Origin of the sequence: Nibricoccus aquaticus, assembly GCF_002310495.1 — a bacterium.
In the GTDB taxonomy this organism is placed as follows: domain Bacteria; phylum Verrucomicrobiota; class Verrucomicrobiia; order Opitutales; family Opitutaceae; genus Nibricoccus; species Nibricoccus aquaticus.
The window spans coordinates 783,179-808,271 of the sequence record NZ_CP023344.1 but is presented as its reverse complement, the minus strand read 5'-3'; the positions used below and the strand labels follow the sequence as shown (position 1 = coordinate 808,271).

At 64.3% G+C, this 25,093-nt stretch carries 25 protein-coding genes; 17 read left to right on the top strand and 8 right to left on the bottom strand.

Going from position 1 to position 25,093, the window contains the following annotated elements:
• Nucleotides 1–99 precede the first annotated feature (99 nt).
• Entirely contained in the window at nucleotides 100–795 is a 696-nt protein-coding gene (locus tag CMV30_RS03570) for a hypothetical protein (RefSeq protein WP_096054740.1), read from the bottom strand.
• Nucleotides 796–884: 89 nt separating this feature from the next.
• Here CMV30_RS03570 and CMV30_RS03565 point away from each other — a divergent pair, with 89 nt between their 5' ends.
• Complete coding sequence (locus CMV30_RS03565) at nucleotides 885–2,861, top strand: heavy metal translocating P-type ATPase (protein ID WP_096054739.1); 1,977 nt, start codon at nucleotides 885–887, stop codon at nucleotides 2,859–2,861.
• Here the strand turns inward: CMV30_RS03565 and CMV30_RS03560 are convergent, their stop codons facing one another.
• From CMV30_RS03560 to CMV30_RS03545, 4 genes are all read right to left on the bottom strand, one after another.
• A complete protein-coding gene (locus CMV30_RS03560; protein WP_096054738.1) occupies nucleotides 2,862–3,302 on the bottom strand; it encodes a hypothetical protein in 441 nt (146 codons plus the stop codon).
• Between the two features lie 30 nt (nucleotides 3,303–3,332).
• Nucleotides 3,333–3,695 (bottom strand): tetratricopeptide repeat protein, encoded by a 363-nt coding sequence (locus tag CMV30_RS03555; protein ID WP_096054737.1) that lies wholly within the window; start codon nucleotides 3,693–3,695, stop codon nucleotides 3,333–3,335.
• A 241-nt stretch (nucleotides 3,696–3,936) separates the two neighbouring features.
• Complete coding sequence (locus CMV30_RS03550; protein WP_096054736.1) at nucleotides 3,937–4,554, bottom strand: YceI family protein; 618 nt, start codon at nucleotides 4,552–4,554, stop codon at nucleotides 3,937–3,939.
• Nucleotides 4,551–4,886: a hypothetical protein gene (locus tag CMV30_RS03545; RefSeq protein WP_096054735.1), complete on the bottom strand. Its 336-nt coding sequence runs from the start codon at nucleotides 4,884–4,886 to the stop codon at nucleotides 4,551–4,553. Before CMV30_RS03545 ends, CMV30_RS03550 begins: the two co-directional genes overlap by 4 nt.
• Before the next feature lie 300 nt (nucleotides 4,887–5,186).
• On the opposite strand from CMV30_RS03545, the gene CMV30_RS03540 reads away from it, so the two are divergent.
• The 11 genes from CMV30_RS03540 to CMV30_RS03490 all read left to right on the top strand — a co-directional run bounded on the left by CMV30_RS03540 (nucleotide 5,187) and on the right by CMV30_RS03490 (nucleotide 14,821).
• A complete protein-coding gene (locus tag CMV30_RS03540) occupies nucleotides 5,187–5,684 on the top strand; it encodes a hypothetical protein (RefSeq protein WP_138223104.1) in 498 nt (165 codons plus the stop codon).
• Between the two features lie 121 nt (nucleotides 5,685–5,805).
• On the top strand, nucleotides 5,806–6,114 hold the full coding sequence (locus tag CMV30_RS03535; protein WP_245844390.1) for a hypothetical protein: 309 nt from the start codon (nucleotides 5,806–5,808) through the stop codon (nucleotides 6,112–6,114).
• 41 nt (nucleotides 6,115–6,155) lie between these two features.
• Complete coding sequence (locus tag CMV30_RS03530) at nucleotides 6,156–7,334, top strand: GTP-binding protein (RefSeq protein WP_175414718.1); 1,179 nt, start codon at nucleotides 6,156–6,158, stop codon at nucleotides 7,332–7,334.
• 297 nt (nucleotides 7,335–7,631) lie between these two features.
• Nucleotides 7,632–7,967: a hypothetical protein gene (locus CMV30_RS19255; protein ID WP_138223103.1), complete on the top strand. Its 336-nt coding sequence runs from the start codon at nucleotides 7,632–7,634 to the stop codon at nucleotides 7,965–7,967.
• A gap of 29 nt (nucleotides 7,968–7,996) precedes the next feature.
• Nucleotides 7,997–8,473: a flavodoxin domain-containing protein gene (locus CMV30_RS03520; protein WP_096054731.1), complete on the top strand. Its 477-nt coding sequence runs from the start codon at nucleotides 7,997–7,999 to the stop codon at nucleotides 8,471–8,473.
• A 134-nt stretch (nucleotides 8,474–8,607) separates the two neighbouring features.
• A complete protein-coding gene (locus CMV30_RS03515) occupies nucleotides 8,608–9,495 on the top strand; it encodes a helix-turn-helix transcriptional regulator (protein ID WP_096054730.1) in 888 nt (295 codons plus the stop codon).
• A 58-nt stretch (nucleotides 9,496–9,553) separates the two neighbouring features.
• Nucleotides 9,554–10,186, top strand: a complete 633-nt coding sequence (locus tag CMV30_RS03510; RefSeq protein WP_096054729.1) for a hypothetical protein — start codon at nucleotides 9,554–9,556, stop codon at nucleotides 10,184–10,186.
• Nucleotides 10,187–10,319: 133 nt separating this feature from the next.
• The gene (locus CMV30_RS03505; protein ID WP_096057597.1) at nucleotides 10,320–12,530 is read left to right on the top strand and encodes a TonB-dependent siderophore receptor; all 2,211 of its coding nucleotides are present in this window, start codon (nucleotides 10,320–10,322) and stop codon (nucleotides 12,528–12,530) included.
• 55 nt (nucleotides 12,531–12,585) lie between these two features.
• Nucleotides 12,586–12,876: a DUF3649 domain-containing protein gene (locus CMV30_RS03500; protein ID WP_217494451.1), complete on the top strand. Its 291-nt coding sequence runs from the start codon at nucleotides 12,586–12,588 to the stop codon at nucleotides 12,874–12,876.
• Entirely contained in the window at nucleotides 12,873–14,486 is a 1,614-nt protein-coding gene (locus CMV30_RS03495; RefSeq protein ID WP_138223102.1) for a PepSY-associated TM helix domain-containing protein, read from the top strand. The genes CMV30_RS03500 and CMV30_RS03495 overlap by 4 nt, the downstream gene beginning before the upstream one ends.
• Complete coding sequence (locus CMV30_RS03490) at nucleotides 14,483–14,821, top strand: DUF3325 domain-containing protein (protein ID WP_096054726.1); 339 nt, start codon at nucleotides 14,483–14,485, stop codon at nucleotides 14,819–14,821. The genes CMV30_RS03495 and CMV30_RS03490 overlap by 4 nt, the downstream gene beginning before the upstream one ends.
• Nucleotides 14,822–14,898: 77 nt before the next feature.
• Here CMV30_RS03490 and tyrS read toward each other — a convergent pair whose 3' ends face one another.
• Nucleotides 14,899–16,185: a tyrosine--tRNA ligase gene (gene tyrS / locus CMV30_RS03485; RefSeq protein WP_096054725.1), complete on the bottom strand. Its 1,287-nt coding sequence runs from the start codon at nucleotides 16,183–16,185 to the stop codon at nucleotides 14,899–14,901.
• Nucleotides 16,186–16,472: 287 nt separating this feature from the next.
• Here tyrS and CMV30_RS03480 point away from each other — a divergent pair, with 287 nt between their 5' ends.
• The 5 genes from CMV30_RS03480 to xseA all read left to right on the top strand — a co-directional run bounded on the left by CMV30_RS03480 (nucleotide 16,473) and on the right by xseA (nucleotide 22,576).
• Nucleotides 16,473–16,943 (top strand): redoxin domain-containing protein, encoded by a 471-nt coding sequence (locus CMV30_RS03480; RefSeq protein ID WP_096054724.1) that lies wholly within the window; start codon nucleotides 16,473–16,475, stop codon nucleotides 16,941–16,943.
• A gap of 83 nt (nucleotides 16,944–17,026) precedes the next feature.
• Nucleotides 17,027–19,870, top strand: coding sequence for an aconitate hydratase AcnA (acnA, locus tag CMV30_RS03475; RefSeq protein ID WP_096054723.1), 2,844 nt, complete (start codon nucleotides 17,027–17,029; stop codon nucleotides 19,868–19,870).
• 77 nt (nucleotides 19,871–19,947) lie between these two features.
• Nucleotides 19,948–20,457: an STAS domain-containing protein gene (locus tag CMV30_RS03470; protein WP_096054722.1), complete on the top strand. Its 510-nt coding sequence runs from the start codon at nucleotides 19,948–19,950 to the stop codon at nucleotides 20,455–20,457.
• 110 nt (nucleotides 20,458–20,567) lie between these two features.
• The gene (locus tag CMV30_RS03465) at nucleotides 20,568–21,287 is read left to right on the top strand and encodes a TVP38/TMEM64 family protein (RefSeq protein ID WP_096054721.1); all 720 of its coding nucleotides are present in this window, start codon (nucleotides 20,568–20,570) and stop codon (nucleotides 21,285–21,287) included.
• A gap of 2 nt (nucleotides 21,288–21,289) precedes the next feature.
• On the top strand, nucleotides 21,290–22,576 hold the full coding sequence (xseA, locus tag CMV30_RS03460) for an exodeoxyribonuclease VII large subunit (protein WP_096054720.1): 1,287 nt from the start codon (nucleotides 21,290–21,292) through the stop codon (nucleotides 22,574–22,576).
• 25 nt (nucleotides 22,577–22,601) lie between these two features.
• On the opposite strand, the gene CMV30_RS03455 is transcribed toward xseA, so the two are convergent.
• Together CMV30_RS03455 and CMV30_RS03450 are read right to left on the bottom strand one after the other, a co-directional pair.
• Nucleotides 22,602–23,765: an alginate lyase family protein gene (locus tag CMV30_RS03455; protein ID WP_096054719.1), complete on the bottom strand. Its 1,164-nt coding sequence runs from the start codon at nucleotides 23,763–23,765 to the stop codon at nucleotides 22,602–22,604.
• Nucleotides 23,766–23,861: 96 nt separating this feature from the next.
• Complete coding sequence (locus CMV30_RS03450; RefSeq protein WP_138223101.1) at nucleotides 23,862–24,953, bottom strand: LacI family DNA-binding transcriptional regulator; 1,092 nt, start codon at nucleotides 24,951–24,953, stop codon at nucleotides 23,862–23,864.
• Nucleotides 24,954–25,093: the final 140 nt, after the last annotated feature.

Here is a 25,093-nt window from a genome sequence, read left to right as displayed (position 1 = left end):
CGGGCGGGTGTGAGCGCGGATGCAGAGGCGGTGCCGGAGGCGGAATGGACGGCACGGAGGTCGTCCCTCCAGGGAAGAAAGCGGGGAACTTGCAGGCGCTTATTTCCCGGTGGTGACGCTGAGCTGGTAGTCGATGAAGAGTTCGACGGAGGCGTCGTCGACCTGGCGGACGAGGACGGCACCGTCGAGGCCGCCGATGGTGACTTCGGAGGCGTTGAAGGTTTTTTTCATGGCGTCGGCGCTGTCGCGGATGAGGGAGAGGAGGCGCTCGCGCTGACGTTCGGGGGAGTCGACGGCGAGGGTGACGGAGACGATGCGGACGTCGGTCTGGGCGGGGGATTTGAGTTCGTCGACGAGTTTGCGGACGGCGACGGAGGCGGAGAAGGCGTCGTGCTCGGGGTCGTCGAGTTTGTAGAGGATGCGGACGCTGGTGGAGAGTTGGGAGGAGCCGCCGTAGCTGGTGCTGGAGAAAATTTTTCCGCTGCCGCCGGTGGAGAAGAAGCGGAGGGGGCCTTGGTGGATCTGGAGGCGGGGAGTTTTGGCGATGGTGGCGGAGAGGAGGTTGACGGTGTTGCGGACGTCGTCGGCCTGGCGGGCGGAGTCTTTTTCGCGGCTGGAGATGGCGACGGTGGCGCAGACGTAGTCGGCGGGTTGCACGAGGGCGATGGAAGTGGAGCGCTGGCCCTCGTAGGGGACGACGATGACACCGGTGACGGTACTGCCGGCGTGCGCGGAGAGCGCGAGGGCGGAGAAGGTGACGGCGAGGAAGGTGGGGAGGCGGCGAGGGAGTTTCATGGTGAGCGTGTGTCGAGAGAGGCGGTGATGAGGCGCGGGCGTTGACGGTGAATGCGACGGCGGGCACGGTCCCGGGTTCCGTTTATCTCATGAGCAACGCTGCCGAAATCATCGACGTCGAGCCCGGGCTTCAGGCCGATCAGCGGCTGCTCGATCGCGGGTGGCTGAAGATCGGGGCGGGGCTGGCGGTGGCGGCGCAGGCGATGGTGTTCAGCCTGGCGGTGAATTTATCGGAAGTGGACAACGCTTGGGCTTACGGCGTGGTGCATGGGATTTTAATTTTTGCGGCGCTGGGGTCGCTGTATTTTCTTGGCGGAGACTTGGTGCGGTCGGCGTGGGAGGCGGCGCGGGCGCGGAGGATCAGCATCGATTTGTTGTTTTTGGTGACGCTGGCGGGGGCGTTGAGCGGATCGCTGATCGGGACGTTCACGAAGGCGGGATCAGTTTACTACGAAGTGGTGGCGGTGCTGATCGTGGTCCACACGGCGGGGAAGATGCTCGGGGCGCGGAGCCGGGTGTCGGCGTTGCGCGCGGTGGATCGGACGCGGGAAGTGTTTGAGGTGTGTGCGGTGGTGGGGGCGGATGGTTTGGTTGTGGAGAGGAGCGTGAGGGAATTGACGGGAGGGGAGAGCGTGCGGGTGGCGCCGGGGGCGGCGATCGCGGTGGATGGGGAGATCGTGAGCGGGCGCGGGTATGTGCAGGAAACGTCGATGACGGGCGAGTGGCAGCCGGTGTCGCGCGGGCCGGGCGAGCGGGTGCTGGCGGGGACGTTTTCGGTGGATGGGAGTTTCGAGATCCGGGCGGACGCGGGAGAACGGAGGCTGGATGGGATTTTGTCGGCGGTGGAGCGGGCGCGGGTGGCGCCGTCGCGGTTGCAGGCGCAGGCGGATAGGTTGATGGCGTGGTTTTTGCCGCTGGTGGTGGGCGTGAGTGCGGGGACGTTTGCGGGGTGGTGGTTTTATGCGCCGTGGGAGCGGGCGTTGTTTAACGCGATGGCGGTGTTGCTGGTGGCGTGTCCGTGCGCGATGGGACTGGCGACGCCGGTGGCAGTGTGGGGCGGGCTGGCGCGGCTGGCGAAGCTGGGGCTCGTCGCGCGGACGGGGGATTTTCTGGAGGCGCTCGGCCGGGTGGATCACGTGTGTCTCGACAAAACGGGTACGTTGTCGATGGAGGCGCGGGAGGTAAAGGCGTGGCGGGTGGAGCCTGGGTTTGTTGCGAAGGAAGCGTGGTTGCGCGCGGCGGTGGCGGCGGTCGAGGAAGGGCTGGCGCATCCGGTGGCGGCGGCGTTGCGGGCGGAGGGAAGTGCGAGTGGCGAGGCGGTGGTGCGCGTGGTGGAGAGGCGGATTGTGCCGGGTGCGGGTGTGGTGGCGCGTGTGAGCGAGACGGAAGGGGCGATGATGGAGGTGGCGGTGGGAGAGCTGGCGTTGCTGGGGCGCGAGGTCGGAGTGGGTGCGGGTGAGGATGGGAAACGTGCGGACGTTTTGGGGAAGAACGTGTGGGTGTTTGTCGATGGGCGGATCGCGGCGCGGGTGGAGTTGAGCGAGCGGTGGCGCGAAGGGATGGGCGAGGCGCTGGCGGGATTGCGCGCGCTGGAGGTGGAGGCGGAGGTGTTAAGCGGCGATCCGGAGGCGGAGCGGGCGTTGCGCGGGCTTGCGGAGGTCACGGTGCGCGGTGGGATGACGCCGCAGGCGAAGCAGACACGGGTGGAGGAGCTCGTGCGCGCGGGGCGGTGCGTGGCGTTTTTTGGCGATGGGGTGAACGATGCGTCGGCGATGAGCGCGGCGGAGGTGTCGGTCGCGATGCGGGGCGGTTCGGAGCTGGCGCGGGCGTCGGCGATGGCGGTTTTCGCGGGGGAGGACTGGCGGTTTTTGCCGCACGCGATTCGCGTGGCGCGGGCGACGCGGAAAGGGATTCGCGGGAATCTGTGGTTCGCGTCGGTCTATAATATCATCGGCATGGGGCTGGCGGCGGGCGGGGTGTTGCACCCTGTGGCGGCGGCGTTGCTGATGGTAGGATCGAGCGTGTGGGTGAGCGTGCGGGCGATGCGGTCGAGCGGGGTGGAGTGATTATCGCCAGCTGGAAATTTTCACCACTTTTCCGGACAAGGCGTCGTACTCGACGGTCCGGCTCTTTCCGCTGATGTCGCCTTTGAATTCGTTGCTATAGTTTTCGCCGACGATGCTTTCATGCCAGAGCGAGAAATCCAACCGGCGGCCGGAGTCTTCCAAGCGGAGCTCGACCCAGTACTCGGAGGGGCGTAGTCCGGTTTCTTCGATGGCTTTGCTGACGGTGACTACGGGGTCGCGGTAGAGCGCGGGGAAATCCTGCGGACGATCAAGGCGGGGGATGTCGGGCTTGCGGAGATCGGTCGCGACTATTTCTGGGAAAGGCAGTGCGGAGAGACTGGTCTCGATGACGCGCTTTCTCCCGTAAAAGTGCCAGGCGATCAGGGCTGTAAGAACGAGGTAGGTGAGGAGCCGGATGCGTGCGAATTTGCCGGGGAGCATCAGTGGTAATACGACTGTTGCCGGGACTTCTTACAGGCCGCCGGTGTAATTGGCGGGGTTTTTCAGCTGGTCTTTCCAGCTGAGCATTTTGGCCTGGGCGCCGTATTTTTCGGCGGTGGTTTTGTCGCCTTTTTCCATCCAGATGCGGGAGAGGGTGGTGTTGATGAAGAGGTCGTCGGGGCGGAGGGCCAGGCCTTGTTCGGCGGCGTGGAGGGCGTTGTCGAAGCGGCGGAGGCTGAAATTGATTTCGGCGAGGGCGTGCCAGGCTTCGAAGGAGGCGGGGGATTGCTCGGTGGCGCGGGCGAGTTTGGCGAGGGCGGTGTCGTGGTCGCCCATGGTGTAGTCGAAGGTGGCGTCTTCGATGAGGGATTGGATGTCGTCGGCGTCGGGCATGGGTCGTGTTGTGAAGAGTGAGGGGAGAAGGGTGAAGGGTGAAAGTTTGAATGTTGAAGGAACGGGGCCGAGCGCGGGTGGAGTGGGGCGGAGTTTTTGGACAGGATTAAGAGGATTAACGGGATTGGGCGGATATGGCCGTCGTGTGCGGGCATGAAAAAGGACGGCCTTTTTGGGGCCGTCCTGAGAAGAGTGAATGGTGAAGGGGGAGGAGTGAAAGGCGCCGAGGGGCGCGAGTGCGTCAGGCTTTCGGGGCGCTGCCGGCGATGGCGAGGGAGATTTCGATCTCGGGCGAGACTTTGTCTTCCATCTGGCCGGGCTTGATGCCGTAGTCGGCGCGTTTGATGGTGAACTTGGTGCGGACGACGAGGATGTCGCCTTTGTTGCCGGGCTTGGTGCGCTTTTCGAGGGCGTCGGGGAGGAAGGTGAGGGTCACGGGGACGGTGATGTCTTTGGTGACGCCGTGGAGGGTGAACTTACCGGTGGCGTCGGCGGTGGTGGTGTTGCCGCTGGTCTTCACATTGGCGAGCGAGGCGAGTTCGAAGCTGATCTCGGGGTTGGCGGCGACATCGAGCCACTGACCGCCACGGAGATGCTCGGTCATCGTGGAGTTGGTGACGGTGAGCGTATTGGCGGCGACGACTATCTTGCCGGTCGTGGAGCCGGGGGCGGAGGGATCGAAGGAGACGGTGCCGGTAACGCCGTTGGCGGAGCCGGAGATGGGCTCGAGGAGGGCGTCGAGGTGGAAGGAGGCGGCGTTGACGCCCTTGGGATCTTTGAAATCGAAGGAGATGGGAGCGGCGAGAAGCGCGCTGGAGAGACCGAGGGCCATGAGGCCGGTGGACAGGATTTTTTTCATGATGTGTGTTTGGTTTTCTTGCGGAAGAAAGTGATGGCGATGAGGGCCAGGCCCAGGCCGGTGCCGGCGGCGAGAAACTCAATGCCGGGGAGGAAGTGGTCCTGATACTCGACGAATTCGATGCCGGTGACTTCGTCGGTTTTCTTGAGGGCGATCTTGTCTTTGGTGAAGCCGGTGTTGGCGCCGGCGGCGGCCCAGTAGGTGAAGATCACCACGGCGAGGAGTGCGCCGATAAAGCGAAGGAAGATGCGCCAAGCGGCGATGCTGCCGGGCGGGGGCGATTCGGAGGAAGGTGAGGACGCGGGCGTCGGGGACGCAAAGGGAGGGGCCATGCGCGGGCGGTGTTGTTGCGGAGGAGTGTGCCGGAAGCAAAGGGGTTTTGGCGGGGGGGCAAGAAGGGCGGCGGGATTTTTTCTAACCACGGATTGCACGGATGGGCATGGATTCGGAAATATCGCAAAAATGCTGAACGGCTGAGGGCTGAGTTTTGGACAGGATTGAGAAGATTAGCAGGATTGGGAGAAATGGAGGGCGGCCGCGTGTGGAGCTTTGCCCACGCGGTTGGGGGCTTGACGGTTTTAGTAGGGTTGGCGCTTTGTGAAACGCCGCGCGGTGCGGCATCCCTTTATCCCATGACGAAAAAAATCAAAGTATTGGTGTTGGTGATCGGAGCAGCGGTGGCGTTGGTGGCGGGCGCGGGCTGTTCAAAGAAGTCGGGTGGCGATGGGCATTCGCACGCGCATCATCATCACACGGCCCCGCATGGCGGGACCTTGGTGGAGCTTGGGGATCATCAATATAACCTGGAGCTGGTGCGCGATGCGGGGGCGGGCACGCTGACTGTGTATCTGCTGGATGGGCACGCGGAGAATTTCGTGCGCGTGCCGATGCCGGTGATCGCTCTCGTCGCTACGGTAAAGGGTGTGGCGCAGCCGCTGACGATGATGGCGACAGCGAATGCGGCGACGGGGGAGACGGTGGGGAGCACATCGCAATTCGTCGCGCAGGCGGAGTGGGTGAAGACGGCGGAGCAGTTCGAGGTGGTTGTCCCGGGGATCGAGATCCGGGGAGCGAAGTTCACCGACGTGAAGTTTAATTTTCCCAAGGGATCGGACGATCACGGGCATTGAGACGCGCGACTGTGGGCATGCGCTTTGGGAATATGTCGATCGGGGCGTGCGGAGGCGGTGGGTGGAATGGCTCACGCAAAGACGCGAAGGCGCAAAGGAAGACGGGCGGAGGGATGAGGCCGTGACGCATCGGTTTATTCCTGCGAATGAGTCGGGTGGCGAAGGCGCGGCGATTGCGGCTGTGATCGATCCGTCATATGCGGAGGCGATCAAGCGGTGGACGCGTGAGGTGTTGCGGCTGGGCGAGGACGATGTGGTGACGGTGAGTGAAATCGCGTGCGTGGATGCGGGGTGTCCGCTGGTGGAGACGGTGGTCGCGGTGTTCGCGGCGGAGGGCGAGACGCGGAGCTGGCGGTTTACGCGGCCGCGCGTGGCGGTGACTAAGATGATGGTGATGCAGACGCTCGCCACGCCTGCGAAGAGGAGTTGAGTGGGGCGATGTCGGATACTTGTTCAATCGCGCGCCCGCCGGTGACGGTTTTTTGCGGCTTCCTCGGGGCGGGGAAGACGACGTTGCTCACGCATCTGCTGACGCAGGCGGCGGGGCGAAAGTGGGCGGTGGTGGTGAATGATGTGGCGTCGCTGAACATCGACGTGTCGCTGGTGCGGGGGAGCGAAGGCGGCGACGGAGCGGGAAGTGAGGGGCGGAAGATCATCGATCTGGGTAATGGGTGCGTGTGCTGTTCGAGTCGCGATGAACTCGGCGAGGCGCTGGCGGAGCTGGCGGCGACGGGGGACTACGAGCATATCCTGGTGGAGACGACGGGCGTGGCGGAGCCGAGGGGCGTGGCGGCGTTGTTCACGCAGAAGAATCCGTTTGGGCGGAGTCTGTCGGATTTCGCGCGGCTGTCGGCGCTGGTGAGCGTGATCGACGCGGCGCATTTTTTGCGGGAGTGGCGTGCGTATCAGGAACGTGGGCACCGGGAGTTTCCCGCGCCCGGCGGGACGCGGCCGGTGTTTGAGTTGATGCTGGAGCAGGCGGAGTGCGCGGACGTGCTGGTGCTCAATAAATGCGATCTGGCCCCGGAGACGGAACTGGCGGAGCTGGAGGGGGTTTTGCGGGGATTGAATGAGCGCGCGGAGATCGTGCGGGCGGAGCAGGGGCGGGTGGATGAGGGGTTTTTGCTGGGGCGGCGGCGTTTCGATGCGCAGGAAACGCTGAAGGCCGCGACGTGGCTAAGGACGCTCAACCGGCTTGCTCCGGCGGGCGGCGCGGCAGGAGTGGCGGGCGTGGTGATCAATGCGCGCAAGGCGGCCACGACGAATGCGGTGCCGGAGCATGAGCGGAAGTTTGGGATTCGGACGGTGATCTATCAGGCGCGGCGGCCTTTCGTGGAGGAGAAGTTGCGGGCGTTTTTGGTAAATGAGGCGGAGGGGTTGTTGCGTGCGAAGGGCTTTTTTTGGACGCGAGAGCGGCCGGATGAGATGGGGTTTTTGTCGGTCGCGGGGGGCGTGGCGCGGATGGATTATCTGAATTATTGGTGGGCGGCGCTGGTCGGGAGCGGGAAGGTGCGGATGGACGAGCGGCCGGAGGCGATTCAGGCGGTCTGGGCGGAGCCGCAGGGGGACCGGCGGCAGGAGTTGGTGTTTATTGGGACAGGGTTGGAGGAAGGTAAAATCACGGCGGCGCTGGAGGCGTGTCTGGCCTAGGCGGGTTTTGGACTTAGCAATCACGTCGATTAACACATTCTTCCTTAGAGGCTTAATGTGAATTTGAGATCGGTTCTCATAATCTGACTTGACGGCGGATCATTAAGGCCGTGTCTCACTAGATGTGAAAATGAGACTCGATCTTAATGAATCATGGCCGCCAGTTGTGTGGGTCGAGGCGGGGAGCAACTGGGGATTTGTTGAAGGATTCGGAGTTGGCGTGGGGGGCCAATCGCGGCTGGAAGACGGTGTGGTTTTCGTGATCCGGGGGATTGATTTTCAGGGCGGGGGGCGGGCATGAGTGCGCGGGTCGAATCGCTGCCGATCATCTGCGAGATCCATGCGCCGCGTTCGTCGCAGGCGGCGGCGCTGGCGGAGATCGCGGCGGTGTGCGCGCGTGATGTGGGGCAGGCGCTGATCGCGCGGACCCTCGCGATCGGTGCGGACTGCGTGGAGCCGTCGCTCACGCTGCATCTGCCGGTCGAACTGGCGGAGGCGCAGCATCGCGTGTGGTGCCTGGCGTGCCGGCTGGCGTGTTTCTGCCCGAGCGCGCGGGTGAGCGTGCTGGTGCGCGGCGAAAATACCTTCGCGCCTGCGCCGCCGCGGGTTTCACGGAGGCGGAAGACGGCGTGAATTTTTCGGTCCGAGCATTTTTTTTCATCATGCAAAACTCACTCGCCATCTACTACGCCACCATGACCGGCAACGCCGAGACGCTTGCGCGTCGCGCGCATGAACGCGCCCTCAACGAAGGGTGGAGCGCGCGGCTCATCAATCTGTCGGAGGTGAAGCCGGCGGATCTCGGTGCGGAGACGCTCGCGCTCTTCATCGTTTCGACGTGGGGCGACGGCGAGCCGCCGGCGGATGCGTGCGATTTCCACTATGATCTGGAGAAAGATTCCGCGCCCGCGCTGCCTGCGTTGCGCTTTGCGATCCTTGGGCTCGGCGACAAAGACTATTCCGATTTCAACGCGTTTGCGCGGAAGCTGGACGAGCGGCTGGTGTCGCTCGGGGCGCAGCGGTTGCACGAGCGGATCGAGGCGGATCTGGATTTCGACGACACGTACGCGGAGTGGGAGAACCGGGTGTTTCCGCTGGTGGGCGATGTGTTAAAGGAAGCGGCGAGCCTGACGCGCTGAGGAACGGATCATGAGAGCCGACGTCGCTTATTCGCTGCGTTTCACGCTTTGCCTGGCGCTGTCGCTGGCGTTGCTGGCGGCGTTTGTGCTCTCGTTGCACTGAGCGTGGCCGGAGACTTCGGGGCGTTATCGTCATGACACTGCTTTCATTCGCCGATGAGCGCGCCTCGCGGACACAGGCGGTTGCACTGCCGGTGTGCGCGGTGGATCGCGGGGCGGGGATGCAGGTTTTGCGGCCGGGGATGACGGTGCGCTGGAGTGAAGACGGGTTGTGTGGGGAAGACGTGGAGGGCGGTGGGCCGGGTGAGGACGAGACGGTGTGTTTTTTTTTCGCGTTGAAGGAGGCGCGTGCGAGCGGGGCGGCGGCGTGCGCGGGAAATCCGGCGGGCGCGATGGGGTGGATGGTGGCGTTGCGGCGTGAAGAGCTGGGGCGGGTGCGCGACGCGGCGAGGGCGGTGGCGTTTCATCTGATCGTGGAACTGAGCGGCGACGTGCGGCGGGAGATTTTTCGCGAGGTCGTTTTGGAGATGGGGCGGGAGAGGGCGCTGACGGCGGCGGCGCGGATGGCGATGGAGTCGGTGCGGCGGTGTCCGCTGGCGGGGGCGTGCCGGATGCTGGTGTTGGCGGCGCGCTGTCACGATCTGCTGGTGGAGTTCATCACGGCGGGAGAGGCGAGGCCGACGGCGTTGATGTCTGAGACGGAGACGCGGGTGCGGGCGGCGGCGGCGGCGTTGGAGCGGAGGATCGAGGAGACGCCGTTGCTGGAGGCGCTGGCGTGCGAGGCGGGGCTGAGCGAGACGACGCTGAAGCGGGGATTCCGGCAGGTTTTCGGGACGACGGTTTTCGAGCATCTGCGCAGGTTGCGCATGGAGAGCGCGCGGGAGTTGTTGCAGTCGGGCGAGGCGACGGTGATCGAGGCGGCGACGATGGTCGGGTACAGCAACCCGAGTAATTTTGCCTCCGCGTTCCGGCGTCAGTTCGGGATGAATCCGAAGGAATTTCAGCTGGCCGCGCGCAGGTGAGAATTGGCCGGGGGCAGGTGGAAGCGGGCGGGCGAGGCGTGGGATGATGGGCGTCCCTATGAAAAATTATTTCGTTACATTTCTCCTCTTGGTCGCGGCCTCGTTGCCGCTGCGGGCGCATTTTGTCTGGATCGAGCGCGACGCGTCGGGTGGGACGGCGGCGTACTTTGGCGAGTGGGCGGCGAATGTGCGCGAGACGGAGGAGGGTTATCTAAAACTCATCGCGAAGCCGAAGGCGTTCGCGGCGGACGGCAAGGAGCTCGCGGTGACTCGGGCGAATGACCGGATCAACATCGCGGCGGGCGGTGTGGCGGGCGATGTGCGGCTGACGAACACGTACTTCGGCGAGAAGGCGAAGAGCGTTTCGTTTTATCAGGCGAAGCTGGGGCGCACGGAGACGGCGGGGAAGTTCGAGCTGGAGCTGGTGCCGGTCGCGGCGGACAGCAACCGCTTCACGTTGCTGCTGCACGGTGCGCCTCTCGCGGATGCGGATGTGGTGCTGTTCACGTCGTCGGGTTGGAGCCGTACCTGGAAAACGGATGCGGCGGGCAAGGTTACGATCGAGACGCCGTGGCCGGGGCAGGCGGTGATCGAGGTCGGGCATCTGGAGAAGAAGGCGGGCGAGCTCGATGGGCGCGCGTACGAAGGCGTGCGGCATGTATTCACGCTGACGTTCGATGTGAAGAGCTGAGCGAGCTGCGCCGTTTTTGTGATTCGTGACGCCAGCTTTATCGCCGGCGTTTTTTTTTGGCCGTCAGCAGGCGGCTATTGGCCGGGGGCAGGTGGAATTTTTGGGCGGCGAATTGGGATACTTCGCCTTTCCCATGAAGACATCGTTTGGAAAGTTCTCCCGGCCTGCGCGTGTTGTCGCGGGCTCTGTGCTGGTTGCGCTCAGCGCCGTTTCGGCGCTCACGCAAGAAACTCCGAAGGGGCCGAACGCTCCGGCGGCCAGCTCTGAGGGAGAGGTGATCGCGCTCGAAAAACTCGAGGTGAGCGATTCGCAGGTCGGGAGCGCGCCGATGGTCGCTTCGACGCGCCTCGCTCTCACGATCCGTGAGACGCCGCAGTCGATCAGCACGATCGGGCGGTTGCGGATGGACGAGGAGTCGCTCTTCAACGTGAACGACGTGCTCAAGAATGTGACGGGCGTGCATGTGTCGTTCTACGACACGCAGCGGCCGCTCTACTTCGCGCGCGGATTCCAGATCACGGATTTTCAGGTGGACGGGATTCCGACGTATAGCGGCTCGACGAATCAGGAGTACGACACGGCGTTGTACGAGCGCATCGATGTGATTCGCGGCGCGAACGGGCTGACGAGCGGCGCGGGCATCCCGTCGGCGACGATCAATCTCGTGCGCAAGCGGGCGGGGAAAGCGTTTGCGGCGTCGGCGCGCGCGACGGTGGGCTCGTGGGATTTTTATCGGGCGGAGACGGACGTGAATGTGCCGCTGTCGCAGGACGGTAAGTTTCGCAGCCGTTTCGTCGTGGCGGCGCAGGATGCGGAGAGTTTTCGCGACCGTTATGCGGAGAAGAAGCTCGCGTGGATGGCGTCGGTCGAGGGCGACGTGACGGCGACGACGACGCTGGGTGCGGGTTATCAGTATCAGGACAACGATCCGACGGCGCCGATGTGGGGAACGCTGCCGCGGTTCGCGTCGGACGGCTCGGAGCTGAATCTGCCGGTGGGGACGAATTTCTCCACGAACTGGACGCAGTGGGACCGGACGTCGGAGACGGCGTTCGTGACGCTCGATCAGAAGCTGGGTGAGAACTGGAATCTCCGCGCGGCGTACAACCGGACGGAAGGTTATGTGTTCAGTCTGCGCGTTTACGCGACGGCTTCGGGGGCGGGGCAGTTTCCCAATCCGACGACGGGCGGCGGGCTGCGGCTGCTGGCGGGGCTCGGCGAGACCGAGGATGTACGCGACAATCTCGACGTGTACGCGACGGGCAAGGTGGAGCTGTTTGGCCGGCAGCACGACGTGGTGCTCGGCTGGAACATGAACAATCTGGAGGCGGAGTCGCCGAGTTTTTATTCGATCACGGGCGGCACTTATCTCTGGCAGTACGTGATTCCCGACTACCGCACGTACGACGGCAACGCGCCGATGCCGACGGTGCTTAAGACTGGCGGCAAGCAGGTGGCGACGACCGATCAGAGCGGGTTTTATGCGTCGCTGCGTTATCGAGTGATGGATCCGTTATCGGTGATCGTGGGCGCGCGGCTCAGTTCGTGGGAAACACGGACGGATGTCTATGCGCCGAGCGGAGCGCGGAGCGCGACTGGGGCGTATGAGGTGAACGATGAAGTCACGCCGTACCTCGGCGTGGTGTACGACATCAACGCGGTGTGGTCGGCCTATGCGAGCTACACGGATGTGTTTCGGCCGCAGAGTAACAAGGACCGCAACGGAGATTTGTTGAAGCCGGTGCTGGGATCGAACGTGGAAGGCGGACTCAAGGCGGAGTTTTTCGCGAAGCGGTTCCAGGTGTCGTTCGGCGTGTTCGAGACGAAGCAGGACAACTATGCGGTGCGCGACGGGACGTTGAAAATTCCGGATGGCACGGCGGACGCGTACATCGGCGTGGATGGGACGAAGAGCAGCGGCGTGGAGTTCGAGATGTCGGGCTACATCCTGCCGGAGTGGACGGCGAATCTGGGCTACACGAACGTGAACACGCGCCGTCATCCGCTCGATCTCACGTATGCGAACGTGCCCGAGCATCTGATACAGTTTTCCACGAACTACCGACTGCCGGGCGCGTGGAAAAAGCTGTCGGTCGGCGCGGGTGCGAACTGGCAGGGCAAGGCGACGGGGTACGGGATCAATCATCCGCTGCTGGGAACGACGACGGCGGAGCAGGCGTCGTTTGCTTTGATCAATGTCTTCGCGAACTACCGGTTCACCGATCATCTCACGGCGACGCTGAGCGTGCGCAACGCGACGGATTATCAGTACTGGGCGACGCTGGATTATCCGAACTACGGCGAGCCGCGGAATGTGACGGCGACACTGCGGTGGAGTTATTGAGCGGCAGCACGCACGGACGATGACGATCAGGACGACGAGAGCGACGAGTGGCGGCGTGAAAACATCGCGATGGGCGATCGCGTCGCGGGCGCTGGCCGCCGTTTTGGGCGGCTATGCGCTGGCGGCGGGTGTGAACGTGGCGCTCGCGCTGGCGTTGAAAAATAGCGGGCCGCGCGAAGACGTGATCCTGCTGGCGACGATGCCTGCGTTTCTCGTGTGGGCGGGCGCGGTGGTGTGGGTGTTTGCGGCGCGCACGGCTTGGCGGGCGTGGGCGGGTGTGGCGATTCCCAGCGCGGTGATCGCGGCGGCGGTGTGGTTTTTGAAGAGTGGAGGAGCGGCGTCGTGAAGAACACGTTTCGACTGTCGATGACCTGGCTGCACACGTGGACGGGGTTGCTGCTGGGGTGGGTGCTGTTCGCGATTTTCGTCACGGGGACGGCGACGTATTTCAAGGCGGAGATCACGCAGTGGATGCAGCCGGAGTTGAGACGTGGAGACTCGCCGGTGGATGCGGCGGCGGTGGCGTGGAAGAGTCTGGAGGAGCGCGCGCCGGAATCGACGCGGTGGTTTGTCGGGCTGCCGGATGATCGGGCGACGGCGACGACGGCGTTCTGGCAGCCGGGCACGGGCGGGAAACGCTCGGGGAGCGCGACGTTCGATCCGGTGACGGGCGAGGTGGTGACGGCGCGTGAGAGCCGGGGCGCGGAGTTTTTCTATCGGTTTCATTTCCAGCTGCAGCTGCCGCATCCGTGGGGGCGCTACCTGGCGGGAGTGGCGGCGATGTTTATGTTTGTCGCGTTGATCAGCGGGGTGATCACGCACCGGCAGTTCTTCAAAGAGTTCTTCACGTTCCGGCCGGGGCGGACGTCGCTGCGGTCGTTTCTGGATTTTCATAACGTGACGGCGGTGCTGGCGCTGCCGTTTTATTTTATGATCAGCTACTCGGCGTTGGTGATCTTCATGGCGATGTATATGCCGTGGGGGCGCGAGGTCTTGACGGATGCGCAGGCGAGGGCGGCGGGCGCGGTGCGCGAGCGGGGCGGGCAGAGTGGCGCGGAGAAAAAGGCGGGCGGTGTGGAGAAGAAGCCGTGGGTTTCTCCTGCGCCGGTGGGGCCGATGCTGGAGGAAGTCGCGCGGCGTTGGGGGCGGGAGCATCCGACGGTGAAGCGCATGGATGTGACGGAGCGCGGGACGGAGAAGATGGTCGTGACGTTCACGCGCGCGGAGGCGGGGAGCGTTTCGATCACGCAGCGCGAGCAGCTGCGGTTCAACGGAGCGACGGGCGAGTTGTTACCCGAGGAGAAGAAGATGGGCGGCGTGGCGACGGAGGTGCATGGGACGTTGTACGGGTTGCACATGGCGCGGTTCGCAGGGCCGGCGATGCGGTGGACGTTTTTTCTCATGGGGCTTTTCGGGAGCGCGCTGGTGGCGACGGGGCTCGTGATGTGGACGATCAAGCGGCGCGCGAAGTATGCGAAGGCGGGGCGCTTCAGCTTTGGGCATGGGCTTGTCGAGCGGCTGAATATCGCGGGGATCGCGGGATTGTTTGTGGCGATGGGCGCGATCTTTTGGGCGAACCGGTTGCTGCCGGTCGGGATGGATGCGCGCGGCGATTGGGAGGTGAAAGCGTTTCTCTATACGTGGGCGGCGATGCTGGCGCATGCGGTGGTGCGGCCGGTGCTGGCGGCGTGGCGCGAGCAGTTGTGGGCGGGGGCGGTGTTGTTCACGGCGCTGCCGGTGGTCGATGCGGTGACGGGGCCGTTTTTAGCGCGGGCGTGGGCGGATGGAAATGCGGCGTATCTGGGGTTTCACGTCACGGTGCTGGCGACGGGCGCGATGCTGGCGGTGGTGGCGTGGAAGGTGTCGAGGATCGGAGCGGGGCGCGGGCGTGACGGTGAACGGAAGGCAGATGCGGCGCGTGAGAGGAAATCGCGGCCGGCGGAGGAGGCGGTATGAGCGCGGATGTGGTGGTGGTGTGTGCGGCGTTTGCGGCGATGGCGTGGCTGGCGCTCGGGATGGGAACGCATGGGCGCGCGGCGCTGGCGGGCGGACGGCTGGCGAATGTGCCGCGTGCGGTGTGGAAAGGCGCTGGCTGGCTCGGTGTGGCGCTGACGCTTGCGGCGGCGCTGCGCGGGCACGGGTGGGGCGTGGGCGTGGTGCTTTGGCTGCTGGCGCTGGGAGCGGCGGGTTTTGTCGTGACGCTTGTAGTCAGTTACCGGGCACGGTGGCTGCCGGTGGCCGGGGCGCTCGCGATGGTGGTGGCGGGCGTGATGGCGCTGATCGCTGCGTAGGCGGAGGGGCGCGCGGTTGAGAGCGGGATGGGCGTTAGCGGGGTGGGGGCACCCCGCCTACAACGGAATGGCGAGGCTTACGCGACGGTGAGGACGGCGTAGCTGCGTTTGCCTTTGCGGAGGAGGAGGTGTTTGCCGAAGAGGAGGTCGGCCGACGTGATCGCGCGGGCGATGTCGGGGGACTTCACGTTGTTCACGTAGATGCCGCCGCCCTCGATGTCTTTGCGGGCCTGGCCTTTTGAGGGGGCGAGTCCGCTGTGGACGAGGAGCTCGGTGAGCGCGGTGCCGGGGGCTTCGAGTTTGGCGCGTTCGACGGACTTCGTGGGGATTTCGCCGACCACGTCGTTGAAGGTTTCTTCGCTGGTGTCGCCGATCTCGGCGCCGAAGAGGATCTCGCTGGCTTTGAGCGCGGCATCGAGCGCGGCTTGGCCGTGGACTAGTTTGGTGACTTCGCGGGCGAGGGCTTTATGGGCTTCGCGTGCGCCGGGATTGACGGCGTGGGCGGCTTCGAGTGGCTCGACTTCTTCGCGGCTGAGGAATGTGAACTTGCGGAGGTATTCGCCGACCTTGGCGTCTTCGGTGTTCACGAAGAACTGGTAGAGTTTGTACGGGCTGGTGCGGGTGGCATCGAGCCAGACGGCGCCGCCGGCGGTTTTGCCGAATTTGGTGCCGTCGCTCTTGGTGATGAGCGGGAAGGTCCAGCCGAAGGCCGTGGTGTCGCTGCCGAGTTTTTTACGGATGAGATCGGTGCCGGCGGTGAGGTTGCCCCACTGGTCGGAGCCGCCGATCTGGAGTTCGCAGGCGAAGGTCTGGCGGAGGTGCAGGAAGTCGTACGCCTGGAGCAACTGGTAGCTGAACTCGGTGTAGCTGATGCCGGCGTCGCCCTCCATGCGGGACTTCACGGAGTCCTTTGCGAGCATGACGTTCAGCGAGAAATATTTCCCGACGTCGCGGAGGAAATCGAGGAAGGTGAAGGGGGCGATCCAGTCGGCGTTGTCGACGAGGCGGGCTGGGTTGGCGGAGGCGGTAAAGTCGAGGAGACGCGAGAGCTGGGCCTTGATGCAGGCGATGTTGTGGGCGAGTTGTTCGCGGGTGAGGAGATTGCGTTCGGAGGAGCGGCCGGAGGGATCGCCGACCATGCCGGTGGCGCCGCCGGCGAGGGCGATGACGTGGTGGCCGGCGCGTTGGAAGCGGGCGAGGGTGAGCTGGCCCATGAGGTGACCGACGTGGAGGGAGTCGCCGGTCGGATCGAAGCCGCAATAGACCGTGATGGGCTTTCCGGTTGCGATGCGTTCGCCGAGGCCGGCGAGGTCGGTGCAATCGGCGAGGAGGCCGCGCCATTTCAGGTCGTCGATGAGATTCATGGGAGGGCGAAGACAAGCGGGCGGGGCGGGGGAGGGTCAAGGCCGGGCGTGGGAGAGGGGCGGCTTGTGTGCGAGTGGGCGGGGCGTGTGGGAGCCAGTGGATGCGGGAGGTTTTTGGAGGGAAGGGGTGTGAGCCGATTTAATGGGAGGCGTTGGGAAAATAACACCGTCTCTTCTAGCGGGAAAATCGGTTTGTCTAAGCTCCGGGCGCGCCTCTATGTCTCGCGGCCTTTTCCGGTGCGTCCTGTGCGCTTGCCGGGTTCACAACAACAAAGACTCCACATACCATGCCTATCGCTGTCGGTTCCAAAGCTCCTGATTTCACTCTCAAGTCCAAGGCCGCTGATGGTCTCAAGGACATCAAACTGAGCGATAATTTCGGCAAGAAGCAGACGGTGTTGTTGTTCTTCCCGCTGGCATTCACAGGCGTCTGCACGCAGGAGATGTGCGACATGACGGCCGGTCTGGGCGGCTACGAGAAATTGGGTGCGGATGTGATCGCGATCAGCGTGGACAGCCCGTTCGCGCAGGAAGCGTGGGCGACGGCCAACAAGATCAAGCTCACGATCGTGAGCGATCTGAACAAGGAGACGACCAAGGCATACGGCGTGCTTTTCCCCGGGCTCGCCGGCATCGGTGACACCTCGGCTCGCGCTGCGTTCGTCATCGGCAAGGACGGCGTCGTCAAATATGCCGAGCAAACCGCCACGCCGAAGGATCTCCCCAACTTTGCAGCCGTCCAGGCCGCTCTCGCCTGATTAAATACTGTCAACGCCGGGCCGCGTGGCGGCGCGGTGAAAAACCTCCGCCACTTGTTTCGAGTTTCCCCAATCAACCTTCGATGAGCCTCCCGAATCCCTTCAACACGCTCCAGACCTTCACGGCTGCCGGAGCCACGCACTCACTTTACTCGCTGCCCGCGCTCGAAAAAGCCGGTATCGGTAACATCTCCCGCTTGCCGGTTTCCATCCGTCTCGTGCTCGAATCGTTGCTGCGCAACTGCGACGGCAAACGCGTCTCCGAGCAAGCCGTGAAGGAGCTCGCCAACTGGAGTGCGAAGGGCGAACGCACGGAGGAAATCCCGTTCGTCGTCGCGCGCATCGTGCTGCAGGACTTCACGGGCGTGCCGCTGCTGGTCGATCTCGCGGCGATGCGCTCGGCGGTGACGAAGCTCGGGAAGAACCCGAAGATAATCGAGCCGCTCGTGCCGGTGGATCTGGTGGTTGACCACTCGGTGCAGGTGGATTTCGCGGGCACCTCGGATGCGTTTCAGAAAAATCTGGAGCTGGAGTTCTCGCGCAATCGCGAGCGCTACCAGTTCTTGAAGTGGGGCATGCAGGCGTTTGATACCTTCAAGGTCGTTCCTCCAGGCATCGGCATCGTCCACCAAGTGAATCTTGAGTATCTCGCCAAGGGCGTGCTTAGCGATGCGAACGGTGTCTATTATCCCGACACGCTGGTCGGCACCGACTCGCACACGACGATGATCAACGGTATCGGCATCGTTGGCTGGGGCGTGGGTGGTATCGAGGCCGAGGCGGGTATGCTCGGGCAGCCGGTCTATTTCCTCACGCCGGATGTGGTCGGCGTTTATCTGACGGGTTCGCTCAAGGAAGGCGTCACCGCGACCGATCTCGCGCTCACCGTCACGCAGCTCATGCGTAAGACGAAGGTCGTCGGTAAATTCGTCGAGTTCTTCGGCCCTGGCGCGGCCGCACTGCCGCTGGTTGATCGCGCGACGATTGCCAACATGGCGCCCGAGTACGGCGCGACGATGGGCTTTTTCCCCATCGACGCCGAGTGCACGAACTATCTCCGCGCCACCGGTCGTGACGAGAAACTCGTCCAGACTTATGAAGCTTACTACAAGGCGCAGGGCCTGTGGGGCATTCCTCAGCAGGGCCAGATCGACTACTCGCAAGTCGTCGAGCTCGACCTCGCGTCGGTCGTCCCGAGTGTGGCTGGACCGAAGCGCCCGCAAGACCGCATTGTCCTGAGCAATCTCAAGAACGAGTTTACTACGTCGTTCTCGAAGCCGGTTACGGAAAACGGCTTTGGCAAAAAGGCGGACGACTTCATCCGTCGCGTCCGCATCGGCACCGAAGAAGTGGCGCTCGCTTCCGGCGGCGGCAGCCAGGAACCACCGTCGGCGGCGAAGGCCAAGGCGCAGGACACCAACCCGCATACCGAGTTGGAAATGGCGAACAACCGGCCGACGCCCGACACGGTGTTGCAGGTGAATCTGAATACGCCGCCTGCCACGCTGGGCCACGGCTCGGTGCTCATCGCCGCCATCACGAGCTGCACGAATACTTCGAATCCGTCGGTCATGCTCGCCGCTGGTCTGCTCGCGAAGAAGGCGGTGGAAAAAGGGTTGAAGCCCAACTCTGTCGTGAAGGCTTCGCTCGCGCCCGGTTCACGCGTTGTGACCGATTATTTGAACAAGACAGGCCTCACGCCGTATCTCGACCAGCTCGGTTTCCAGACGGTCGGCTACGGTTGCACGACCTGTATCGGTAACTCTGGCCCACTCTCCGGCCCGATCGAGGATGCTGTGGTGAAGAACGATCTCGTCGCGGCGTCGGTGCTTTCGGGCAACCGCAATTTCGAGGCGCGCGTCCACCAGAACATCAAGGCGAATTTCCTCATGTCGCCGCCGCTCGTCGTCGCGTTCGCGCTGGCGGGTCGGGTCGATGTGGATCTCACGACCGAGCCGATCGGTAACGGAACGAAAGGGCCGGTTTACCTGAAGGACATCTGGCCGACGATTCAGGAAGTGCGCGATCAGATGCAGGCCGCGCTGAAGCCCGAGGTATTCCGTTCTCTGTATACGGACTTCGCGTCGCAGAATCCGAAGTGGAACGAGATCCCGTCGAGCGTGGGCAATGTGTACGCGTTCGATTCCAAATCCACCTACATTCAGGAGCCGCCGTTCTTCGCGAACTTCGGTCTCCAGCCTGGCACGATCACTGAGATTTCGGGGGCGCGTGCGCTGGGCATCTTCGGTGACTCAGTCACGACCGACCACATCTCGCCGGCTGGCGCTATCAAGAAGTCGTCGCCCGCAGGCAGGTTCCTGGTCGATAACGGCGTCACCTTTGAGGACTTCAACTCGTACGGTTCGCGTCGCGGCAACGACCGCATCATGACGCGCGGCACGTTCGCCAATGTGCGTATCAAGAATCTGATGCTCGGCGGCGAAGAAGGCGGTAACACGATCTATCAGCCGACCGGCGAGAAGATGGCGATCTACGATGCGGCCGCGAAGCACATCGCGAACGGCACGCCGTTGATTGTCATCGCTGGCCAGGAATACGGCACCGGTTCATCGCGCGACTGGGCCGCGAAGGGCACGAACCAGCTTGGCGTGAAGATCGTGGTGGCGCAGAGCTTTGAACGTATTCACCGCTCCAACCTCGTCGGCATGGGCGTGCTGCCGCTCCAGTTTAAGGAAGGCGTGACGGCTCAGACGCTGAAGCTCGACGGTACTGAGACGTACGATGTCGTCGGCCTCAATCCGGCGATCAAGCCGCAGCAAGACCTGACGTTGAAGATCACGCGCAAGGACGGCCTCGTGGAGCTGGTGCCGGTGCGCTGCCGCATCGATACGCCCATCGAGATCGACTACTACCAGCACGGCGGGATTTTGCCGTATGTTTTACGCCAGATCGTGTCGAAGAACTAAGTAGTTGTTTCATTCATCCCACCGGCCCGGAGTCTGGCTTTACCGCCTCTCCGGGCCGGTCATTCTCTCCCTCCGCCATGGCCGACTCCGCCAAACCCGTATTCCTCGTCGATGCCTTTTCCGATCCCATCGTGATCCGGATTGATGGTCGCGCCTCGTTTCAGAACAGCGCGTGCATCCATGATTTTTTCAACGAGCGCATCAAGGAAGGGAAGACGCGCTTCGTGATCGATTTTCAAAACTGCGCGAGCATGGACAGCACGTTCCTCGGCGTGATTGCCGGGGCCGGACTTCAGCTCCGCAAACTCAAGCCCGCGGGAAGTCTGGTGCTTGCGCGCGTGGGCACGCGGAATCTCGAACTGGTCCGCAATCTTGGCCTTCACCGGCTCGTGACGGTGGATGCGGGCGAGACCTCGATCGGTGCCGGGCAGCCGGGCACGGCGCTCCAGTGCGAAGCGCGCAGCGAGCTGGATAGCGCGCGGCTGGTGCTGCAAGCGCACGAAAATCTGGTGACGACGGATGCGGCGAATATGAGCAAGTTTCAGGATGTACTGTCGTTTCTGCGCACGCGGGTGGAGCAGAAGTAAGGGCCTGCGGGATGCGGGGTGAGGGCACCCCGCCTACATCGGAAACGTCATCGGGAAGCGGCACCTAAAGGATTGTCTCCAGCGCGGCGGTGGCGGCATGTTCGCGGGGCATGTCGCAGAAACCGACTCCGGCTCAGAAGAAGGCGCTCCTCATCAAGCTGGGCATTATCGCGGTTGTGTTGCTGGCGGGGGCGTTGCTGGTGCTGCGCGGGCTGGATGTGCGGGCGTTGTTCGACGACACGCTCCGGCTGATGCGCGAAGTGGGGCCGTGGGCGTTTTTCGCGGCGATGGCGGTGCTGCCGGCGGCCGGATTTCCGTTGTCGCCATTCTGGCTGAGCGCGGGGCCGGTGTTCGGGCCGGAGCTGGGACTTCCGCTGGTAATCGCACTGGCGGGGGCGAGTCTGCTGGTGAATCTCGTCCTCACGTACTGGCTGGCCCGGTACGCGTTTCGGCCGTTGCTGGTGTGGCTGGTGCGCAAGCTGGGCTATGAGCTGCCGCAGGTGGCGGTGGCGGATCAGACGGAAGTGACGGTGTTGCTGCGGGTCACGCCGGGGCCGCCGCATTGCGTGCAGGGTTATTTGCTGGGATTAGCGGGGATACCTTTTCGGACCTACATGCTGGTGTCGTGGCCCATCGCGATGGTGTTTGGGGTCGTGTTTATCTATTTCGGGGACTCTCTGGCGCAGGGTAAGGGGAAACTGGCGCTGCTGGCGTTTGGGGGACTGGTGGCGCTGGCGGTGGGGTTCAGGTTTTTGCGGAAGCGGATGTTGAGCAAAAAAAAATCAGGGCTGGTCACGGGTGTGGAGCCGGTGGCGTTCGTTAAGGAATAATCATGGGCCGCGTGGACGAAGAACTCGGGGACGGGAGCGATGAGCGCGTGCAGAGCGTGACGGAGTTCACGCGGCGGGTGAAGGAACTGCTCGAAACGAATTTGCGCGGAGGCTGGGTGCGCGGGGAGGTTTCCAATCTGCGGCCGCAGGCGAGCGGGCATGTTTATTTTTCTCTGAAGGACGCGGGCGCGCAGATCTCGGCGGTGATGTTTCGCGGCGATGCGGCGAGGCAGACGGTGAAGCTGCGCGATGGATTGCAGGTCGTGGTTTACGGCGGGGTGAGTGTGTACGAGGCGCGCGGGCAGTATCAGCTGATCGTGCGCGCGGTGCTCGAAGACGGGGTGGGGCGGTTGCAGCAGGAGTTCGAGGCGCTCAAGCGGCGGCTGGCGGAGGAAGGGCTTTTCGACGCGGCGCGGAAGAAGGCGCTGCCGGCGGTCCCGGCGACGATCGGATTTATCACGTCACCGACGGGTGCGGCGGTGCAGGATTTCATCCGCATCCTGACGCGGCGCGGGTGGCGCGGACGACTGATTGTGCTGCCTTCGAAGGTGCAGGGCGAAGGCGCGGCGGTGGAGATGGCGGCGATGCTGCGCACGGCGGAGGAGCTGGGGATTTTTGATTTGCTGGTGATCGGGCGCGGCGGCGGGAGCCTGGAGGATTTGTGGGCGTTTAACGAAGAGCCGCTGGTGCGCGCAGTCGCTGGATGCCGGATACCGATCATCTCGGCGGTGGGGCATGAGATCGATGTGACGCTGTGCGACTTTGCAGCGGATGTGCGGGCGGAAACGCCGAGCGGGGCGGCGGAGTTGATTTCGAGCCGTTTCATCGACGCGGCGGAACGGACCAGGCGGGCGGCGGAAGCGATGAAGGACGCTCTGGAGCGCGCAGTGGAGGCGGCGGGCGAGCGGCTGGACCATGCGCGGAGCCGGTTGCGGTTGTTGTCGCCGGAGGCGCAGGTGGAGCGCGGGTTTTTGCGGCTGGACGATCTTTCGGGGCGGTTGTCACTCGCGTTGAGGCAGGCGGTGCAGAGCAAGCGGCAGCAGCTGGCGGTGCCGGCGGCGCGGCTGGAGCGGAGTTCGCCGGAGTTTCGCGTGCAGGGGGAATCGCAGCGGTTGCTGGCGCTGTGGAAGCGGTTGCAGGCGGCGAGTCCGGCGTCGGTACTCAATCGCGGTTTCGCGATGGTGCGCGATGAGCAGGGGAAGCCGGTGATGCGGCGCGCTGACGTGAAGGCGGAGCAGCGGCTCGATGTCGTCTTCGGCGACGGCGAGGTGAAGGTGCGGGCGGAGTGAGCTATAGGCCTGCCGTTGCGGGCGTTTAGAAATCGAACTCTGCGGGTGCGGGTGAAAGCGGCAGCGTGGGGTCGTCGTGATGGCGGCGGTAGTCGCGGATGAGATCGGTGATGCGACTGCGGTCGGCTTCTTTGAGATCTTCCTTTGGCCAGGGTTTTGAGGGATCGGCGTAGGGAGCGATGAAGCGGAGGGCGGAGATCATGCTGCGGCCATCGGCGCTGGTGTGGGTCCAGAGATCAATGTCGACGTGGCGGCCGAGGCGGGCGAGTTGGGCGAGGGCTTCGAGATTAAAAATGCAGTAGTCGAGCGATTTGGTGCGGGCGAGTTCGAGGGGCTGGCGTCCATCGGGCTCGATCTGGTGCTCGATGCGTTTGGAGAGTGCCTGCTGGATGATGGTGCGGGCGTCGTTGGTGCGGCCAAGGTACAGCGCGAGATGCGCGGCCTGCACATCGTACCAACTGCCGTGATTATTGCGGGCGGCGGCTTCGGCGAGTCCGTTCGGGCTCTTGATGAGCCAGTCGTAGAATTTTTCCAGCCAGTCGTGCAGGGCGGTTTGATCGGAGTGGGGCCAGGAAGGTGAGCGGGCGAGGAGGGCGAGGCCGTCGGTCAGGGCGGTGAGGTGGCGGGATTCGAGGACGCCAGTGCCGCGCACCTCGTTTTTGCCGGGGACGGCCTGGGCGTATTCGAGATGCGGAGTCATGGCGGTCGCGGGGTCTAGAAACCAGGCGCGGGTGAGCGCGGCGGCTTTCGCGGCGTAGGGTTCGTGGCCGGTGAGGGCGTAGGCGAGGCCGAGGGTGCGGACGGCGTTGCAGGTGCGGGCGAAGGCGATGGAGTCGGTGCCGGTTTTGCTTTCGGGATTCACGTGGCCGTCGCGGCGGATGTAGGGAAGGCCGTCGGGTTTGGTGGGGTTGGGCCACCAGTAGGGGCCGAGGCTGAAGTAGTCGTGTTTGTTTCCGCTGTCGGCGGTCTTGGTTTTATCGAGAACGGAGGCGGAGGGGGTTTTTAGGAGACGGTCGGCGTCGCGGCGTAGCTTTTGAAGCGAAGGCTGGAGCGGAGAACCGGGTGAAGTGAGTTGGGCGCGCGCTGCGGCGACACGGCTGGCTTCGAGAGAAACTGTACACGGCTCATCGGCGGCGAAGGCGTTGAAAGTGGAGAACAGAACCGAGAGCAGCAGGAGTGGGCGGATCATGGCGGGGGTTCACAGACTGACGCACGAGCACCGGTGAAGGTGATGCGTTTTCAGCGGAAGCGGCTGAGGTTACGGGTGGCCGGGGCCGTGATCGCGTCAGGCGCGGGCGAGCTCGGCGAACTGATGTGAAGAGAAAGCGGAGGGAGCGGGGCCGGAGGTCTCGCCGATAATGAGGCGGGCGGGCAGGGTGAGGTGCTGGTAGTCGAGAGTGGCGGCGGGCGCTGATTCGAGGAGAAGGCTGGCGGCGGCGTGGCCGAGGGAATGAGCGCAGGTGCCGGCACCGGTGACGGCGGGTTCGCGTTTGGTGGGAGGGCGCGGGAGATCGGCGCCGACGATGCTGAGGCGCGATGGAGTTTCCCAGCCGGCGTGGTTGAGGGCGAGGGTGGCGCCGGTGGCCATGAGGCTGTTGTAGCAGATGAAGGCGGTGGGGAAATCGGCGCGGCGGGCGAGGGGGAGAAGTTTGTGGATGGCCTCGGCTCCTTCGGCGCGATCGGCCTCGGTGCGGGCAGTTTCGTAGCGGGGATCGGAGGCGAGTCCGGCGGCGAGGAGGGCGGCGTGGAAAGCGTCGCGGCGGGTTTCGTGGCGGCCCTGACCGGCTTTGCCGCCGAGCCAGCCGATGCGGCGGTGGCCGAGTTTTTTGAGGTGCTGGACGAGGAGATCGAGGGACTGTTTTTCGTCGCCGTTGACGGTGTGGCCCGGGCGGTCGGGGCAGGCGGAGATGCTGACGAGGCGGGGCTGGCGGGAGAGGAGTTTCCGAAGGAAGGCGGGGGAGACTTCGCCGAAGATGGCGAGGCCGTGGAAACGGTGGCCGGTGGGAAAGAGGCGGGCGAGGCGGGCGGCGTCGAACTCGTCGGCGGAGCCGAGGAAGGCGGTGGAGCCGCCGGAAGCTTCGAGGCCGGCGTGGAGGCCGTGCTGGACGTGGCTGAAGTAGTTGCCGAGCCGTGACAGCGTGAGCGAAGGGCGCAGGATGGCGCCGATCTGGGGATGCAGGGCGGCGGCGGGGGCAGCGGCCGGGTTCATGCCTTTGGCGCGGTAGCCGCAGAGGGCGGTGTGCTGCCAGATGCGTTCGTAGGTGGCGGCGTTAATCCCGTCGCGGCGGCCGTTGAGGACGAGCGAGACGAGGGCTTGGGACACGCCCAAATCGCGAGCGATCTGGGCCTGGGAAACTTTCCGAGGCAGCGAGGACACGGGGTAATGGGGTGGGGCCAGGAGCGTGTTCGGTTTCCCTAGGGAAGAGAACCGGACGGGTGAGAACTACTGACGCGGACACGAGGCCGCTGGAGTTGTCCGAAGGCGAGTTTTTTCCAGCTGGCGCGCTGAGTTTCGGA

What these genes read in the sequence shown, in the direction of transcription:
- CMV30_RS03570 (WP_096054740.1), bottom strand. Translation starts at nt 795, where the DNA reads ATGAAACTCCCTCGCCGCCTCCCCACCTTCCTCGCCGTCACCTTCTCC.
- CMV30_RS03565 (WP_096054739.1), top strand. Translation starts at nt 885, where the DNA reads ATGAGCAACGCTGCCGAAATCATCGACGTCGAGCCCGGGCTTCAGGCC.
- CMV30_RS03560 (WP_096054738.1), bottom strand. Translation starts at nt 3,302, where the DNA reads ATGCTCCCCGGCAAATTCGCACGCATCCGGCTCCTCACCTACCTCGTT.
- CMV30_RS03555 (WP_096054737.1), bottom strand. Translation starts at nt 3,695, where the DNA reads ATGCCCGACGCCGACGACATCCAATCCCTCATCGAAGACGCCACCTTC.
- CMV30_RS03550 (WP_096054736.1), bottom strand. Translation starts at nt 4,554, where the DNA reads ATGAAAAAAATCCTGTCCACCGGCCTCATGGCCCTCGGTCTCTCCAGC.
- CMV30_RS03545 (WP_096054735.1), bottom strand. Translation starts at nt 4,886, where the DNA reads ATGGCCCCTCCCTTTGCGTCCCCGACGCCCGCGTCCTCACCTTCCTCC.
- CMV30_RS03540 (WP_138223104.1), top strand. Translation starts at nt 5,187, where the DNA reads ATGACGAAAAAAATCAAAGTATTGGTGTTGGTGATCGGAGCAGCGGTG.
- CMV30_RS19255 (WP_138223103.1), top strand. Translation starts at nt 7,632, where the DNA reads ATGAGTGCGCGGGTCGAATCGCTGCCGATCATCTGCGAGATCCATGCG.
- CMV30_RS03520 (WP_096054731.1), top strand. Translation starts at nt 7,997, where the DNA reads ATGCAAAACTCACTCGCCATCTACTACGCCACCATGACCGGCAACGCC.
- CMV30_RS03515 (WP_096054730.1), top strand. Translation starts at nt 8,608, where the DNA reads ATGACACTGCTTTCATTCGCCGATGAGCGCGCCTCGCGGACACAGGCG.
- CMV30_RS03510 (WP_096054729.1), top strand. Translation starts at nt 9,554, where the DNA reads ATGAAAAATTATTTCGTTACATTTCTCCTCTTGGTCGCGGCCTCGTTG.
- CMV30_RS03505 (WP_096057597.1), top strand. Translation starts at nt 10,320, where the DNA reads ATGAAGACATCGTTTGGAAAGTTCTCCCGGCCTGCGCGTGTTGTCGCG.
- CMV30_RS03490 (WP_096054726.1), top strand. Translation starts at nt 14,483, where the DNA reads ATGAGCGCGGATGTGGTGGTGGTGTGTGCGGCGTTTGCGGCGATGGCG.
- tyrS (WP_096054725.1), bottom strand. Translation starts at nt 16,185, where the DNA reads ATGAATCTCATCGACGACCTGAAATGGCGCGGCCTCCTCGCCGATTGC.
- CMV30_RS03480 (WP_096054724.1), top strand. Translation starts at nt 16,473, where the DNA reads ATGCCTATCGCTGTCGGTTCCAAAGCTCCTGATTTCACTCTCAAGTCC.
- acnA (WP_096054723.1), top strand. Translation starts at nt 17,027, where the DNA reads ATGAGCCTCCCGAATCCCTTCAACACGCTCCAGACCTTCACGGCTGCC.
- CMV30_RS03470 (WP_096054722.1), top strand. Translation starts at nt 19,948, where the DNA reads ATGGCCGACTCCGCCAAACCCGTATTCCTCGTCGATGCCTTTTCCGAT.
- CMV30_RS03465 (WP_096054721.1), top strand. Translation starts at nt 20,568, where the DNA reads ATGTCGCAGAAACCGACTCCGGCTCAGAAGAAGGCGCTCCTCATCAAG.
- xseA (WP_096054720.1), top strand. Translation starts at nt 21,290, where the DNA reads ATGGGCCGCGTGGACGAAGAACTCGGGGACGGGAGCGATGAGCGCGTG.
- CMV30_RS03455 (WP_096054719.1), bottom strand. Translation starts at nt 23,765, where the DNA reads ATGATCCGCCCACTCCTGCTGCTCTCGGTTCTGTTCTCCACTTTCAAC.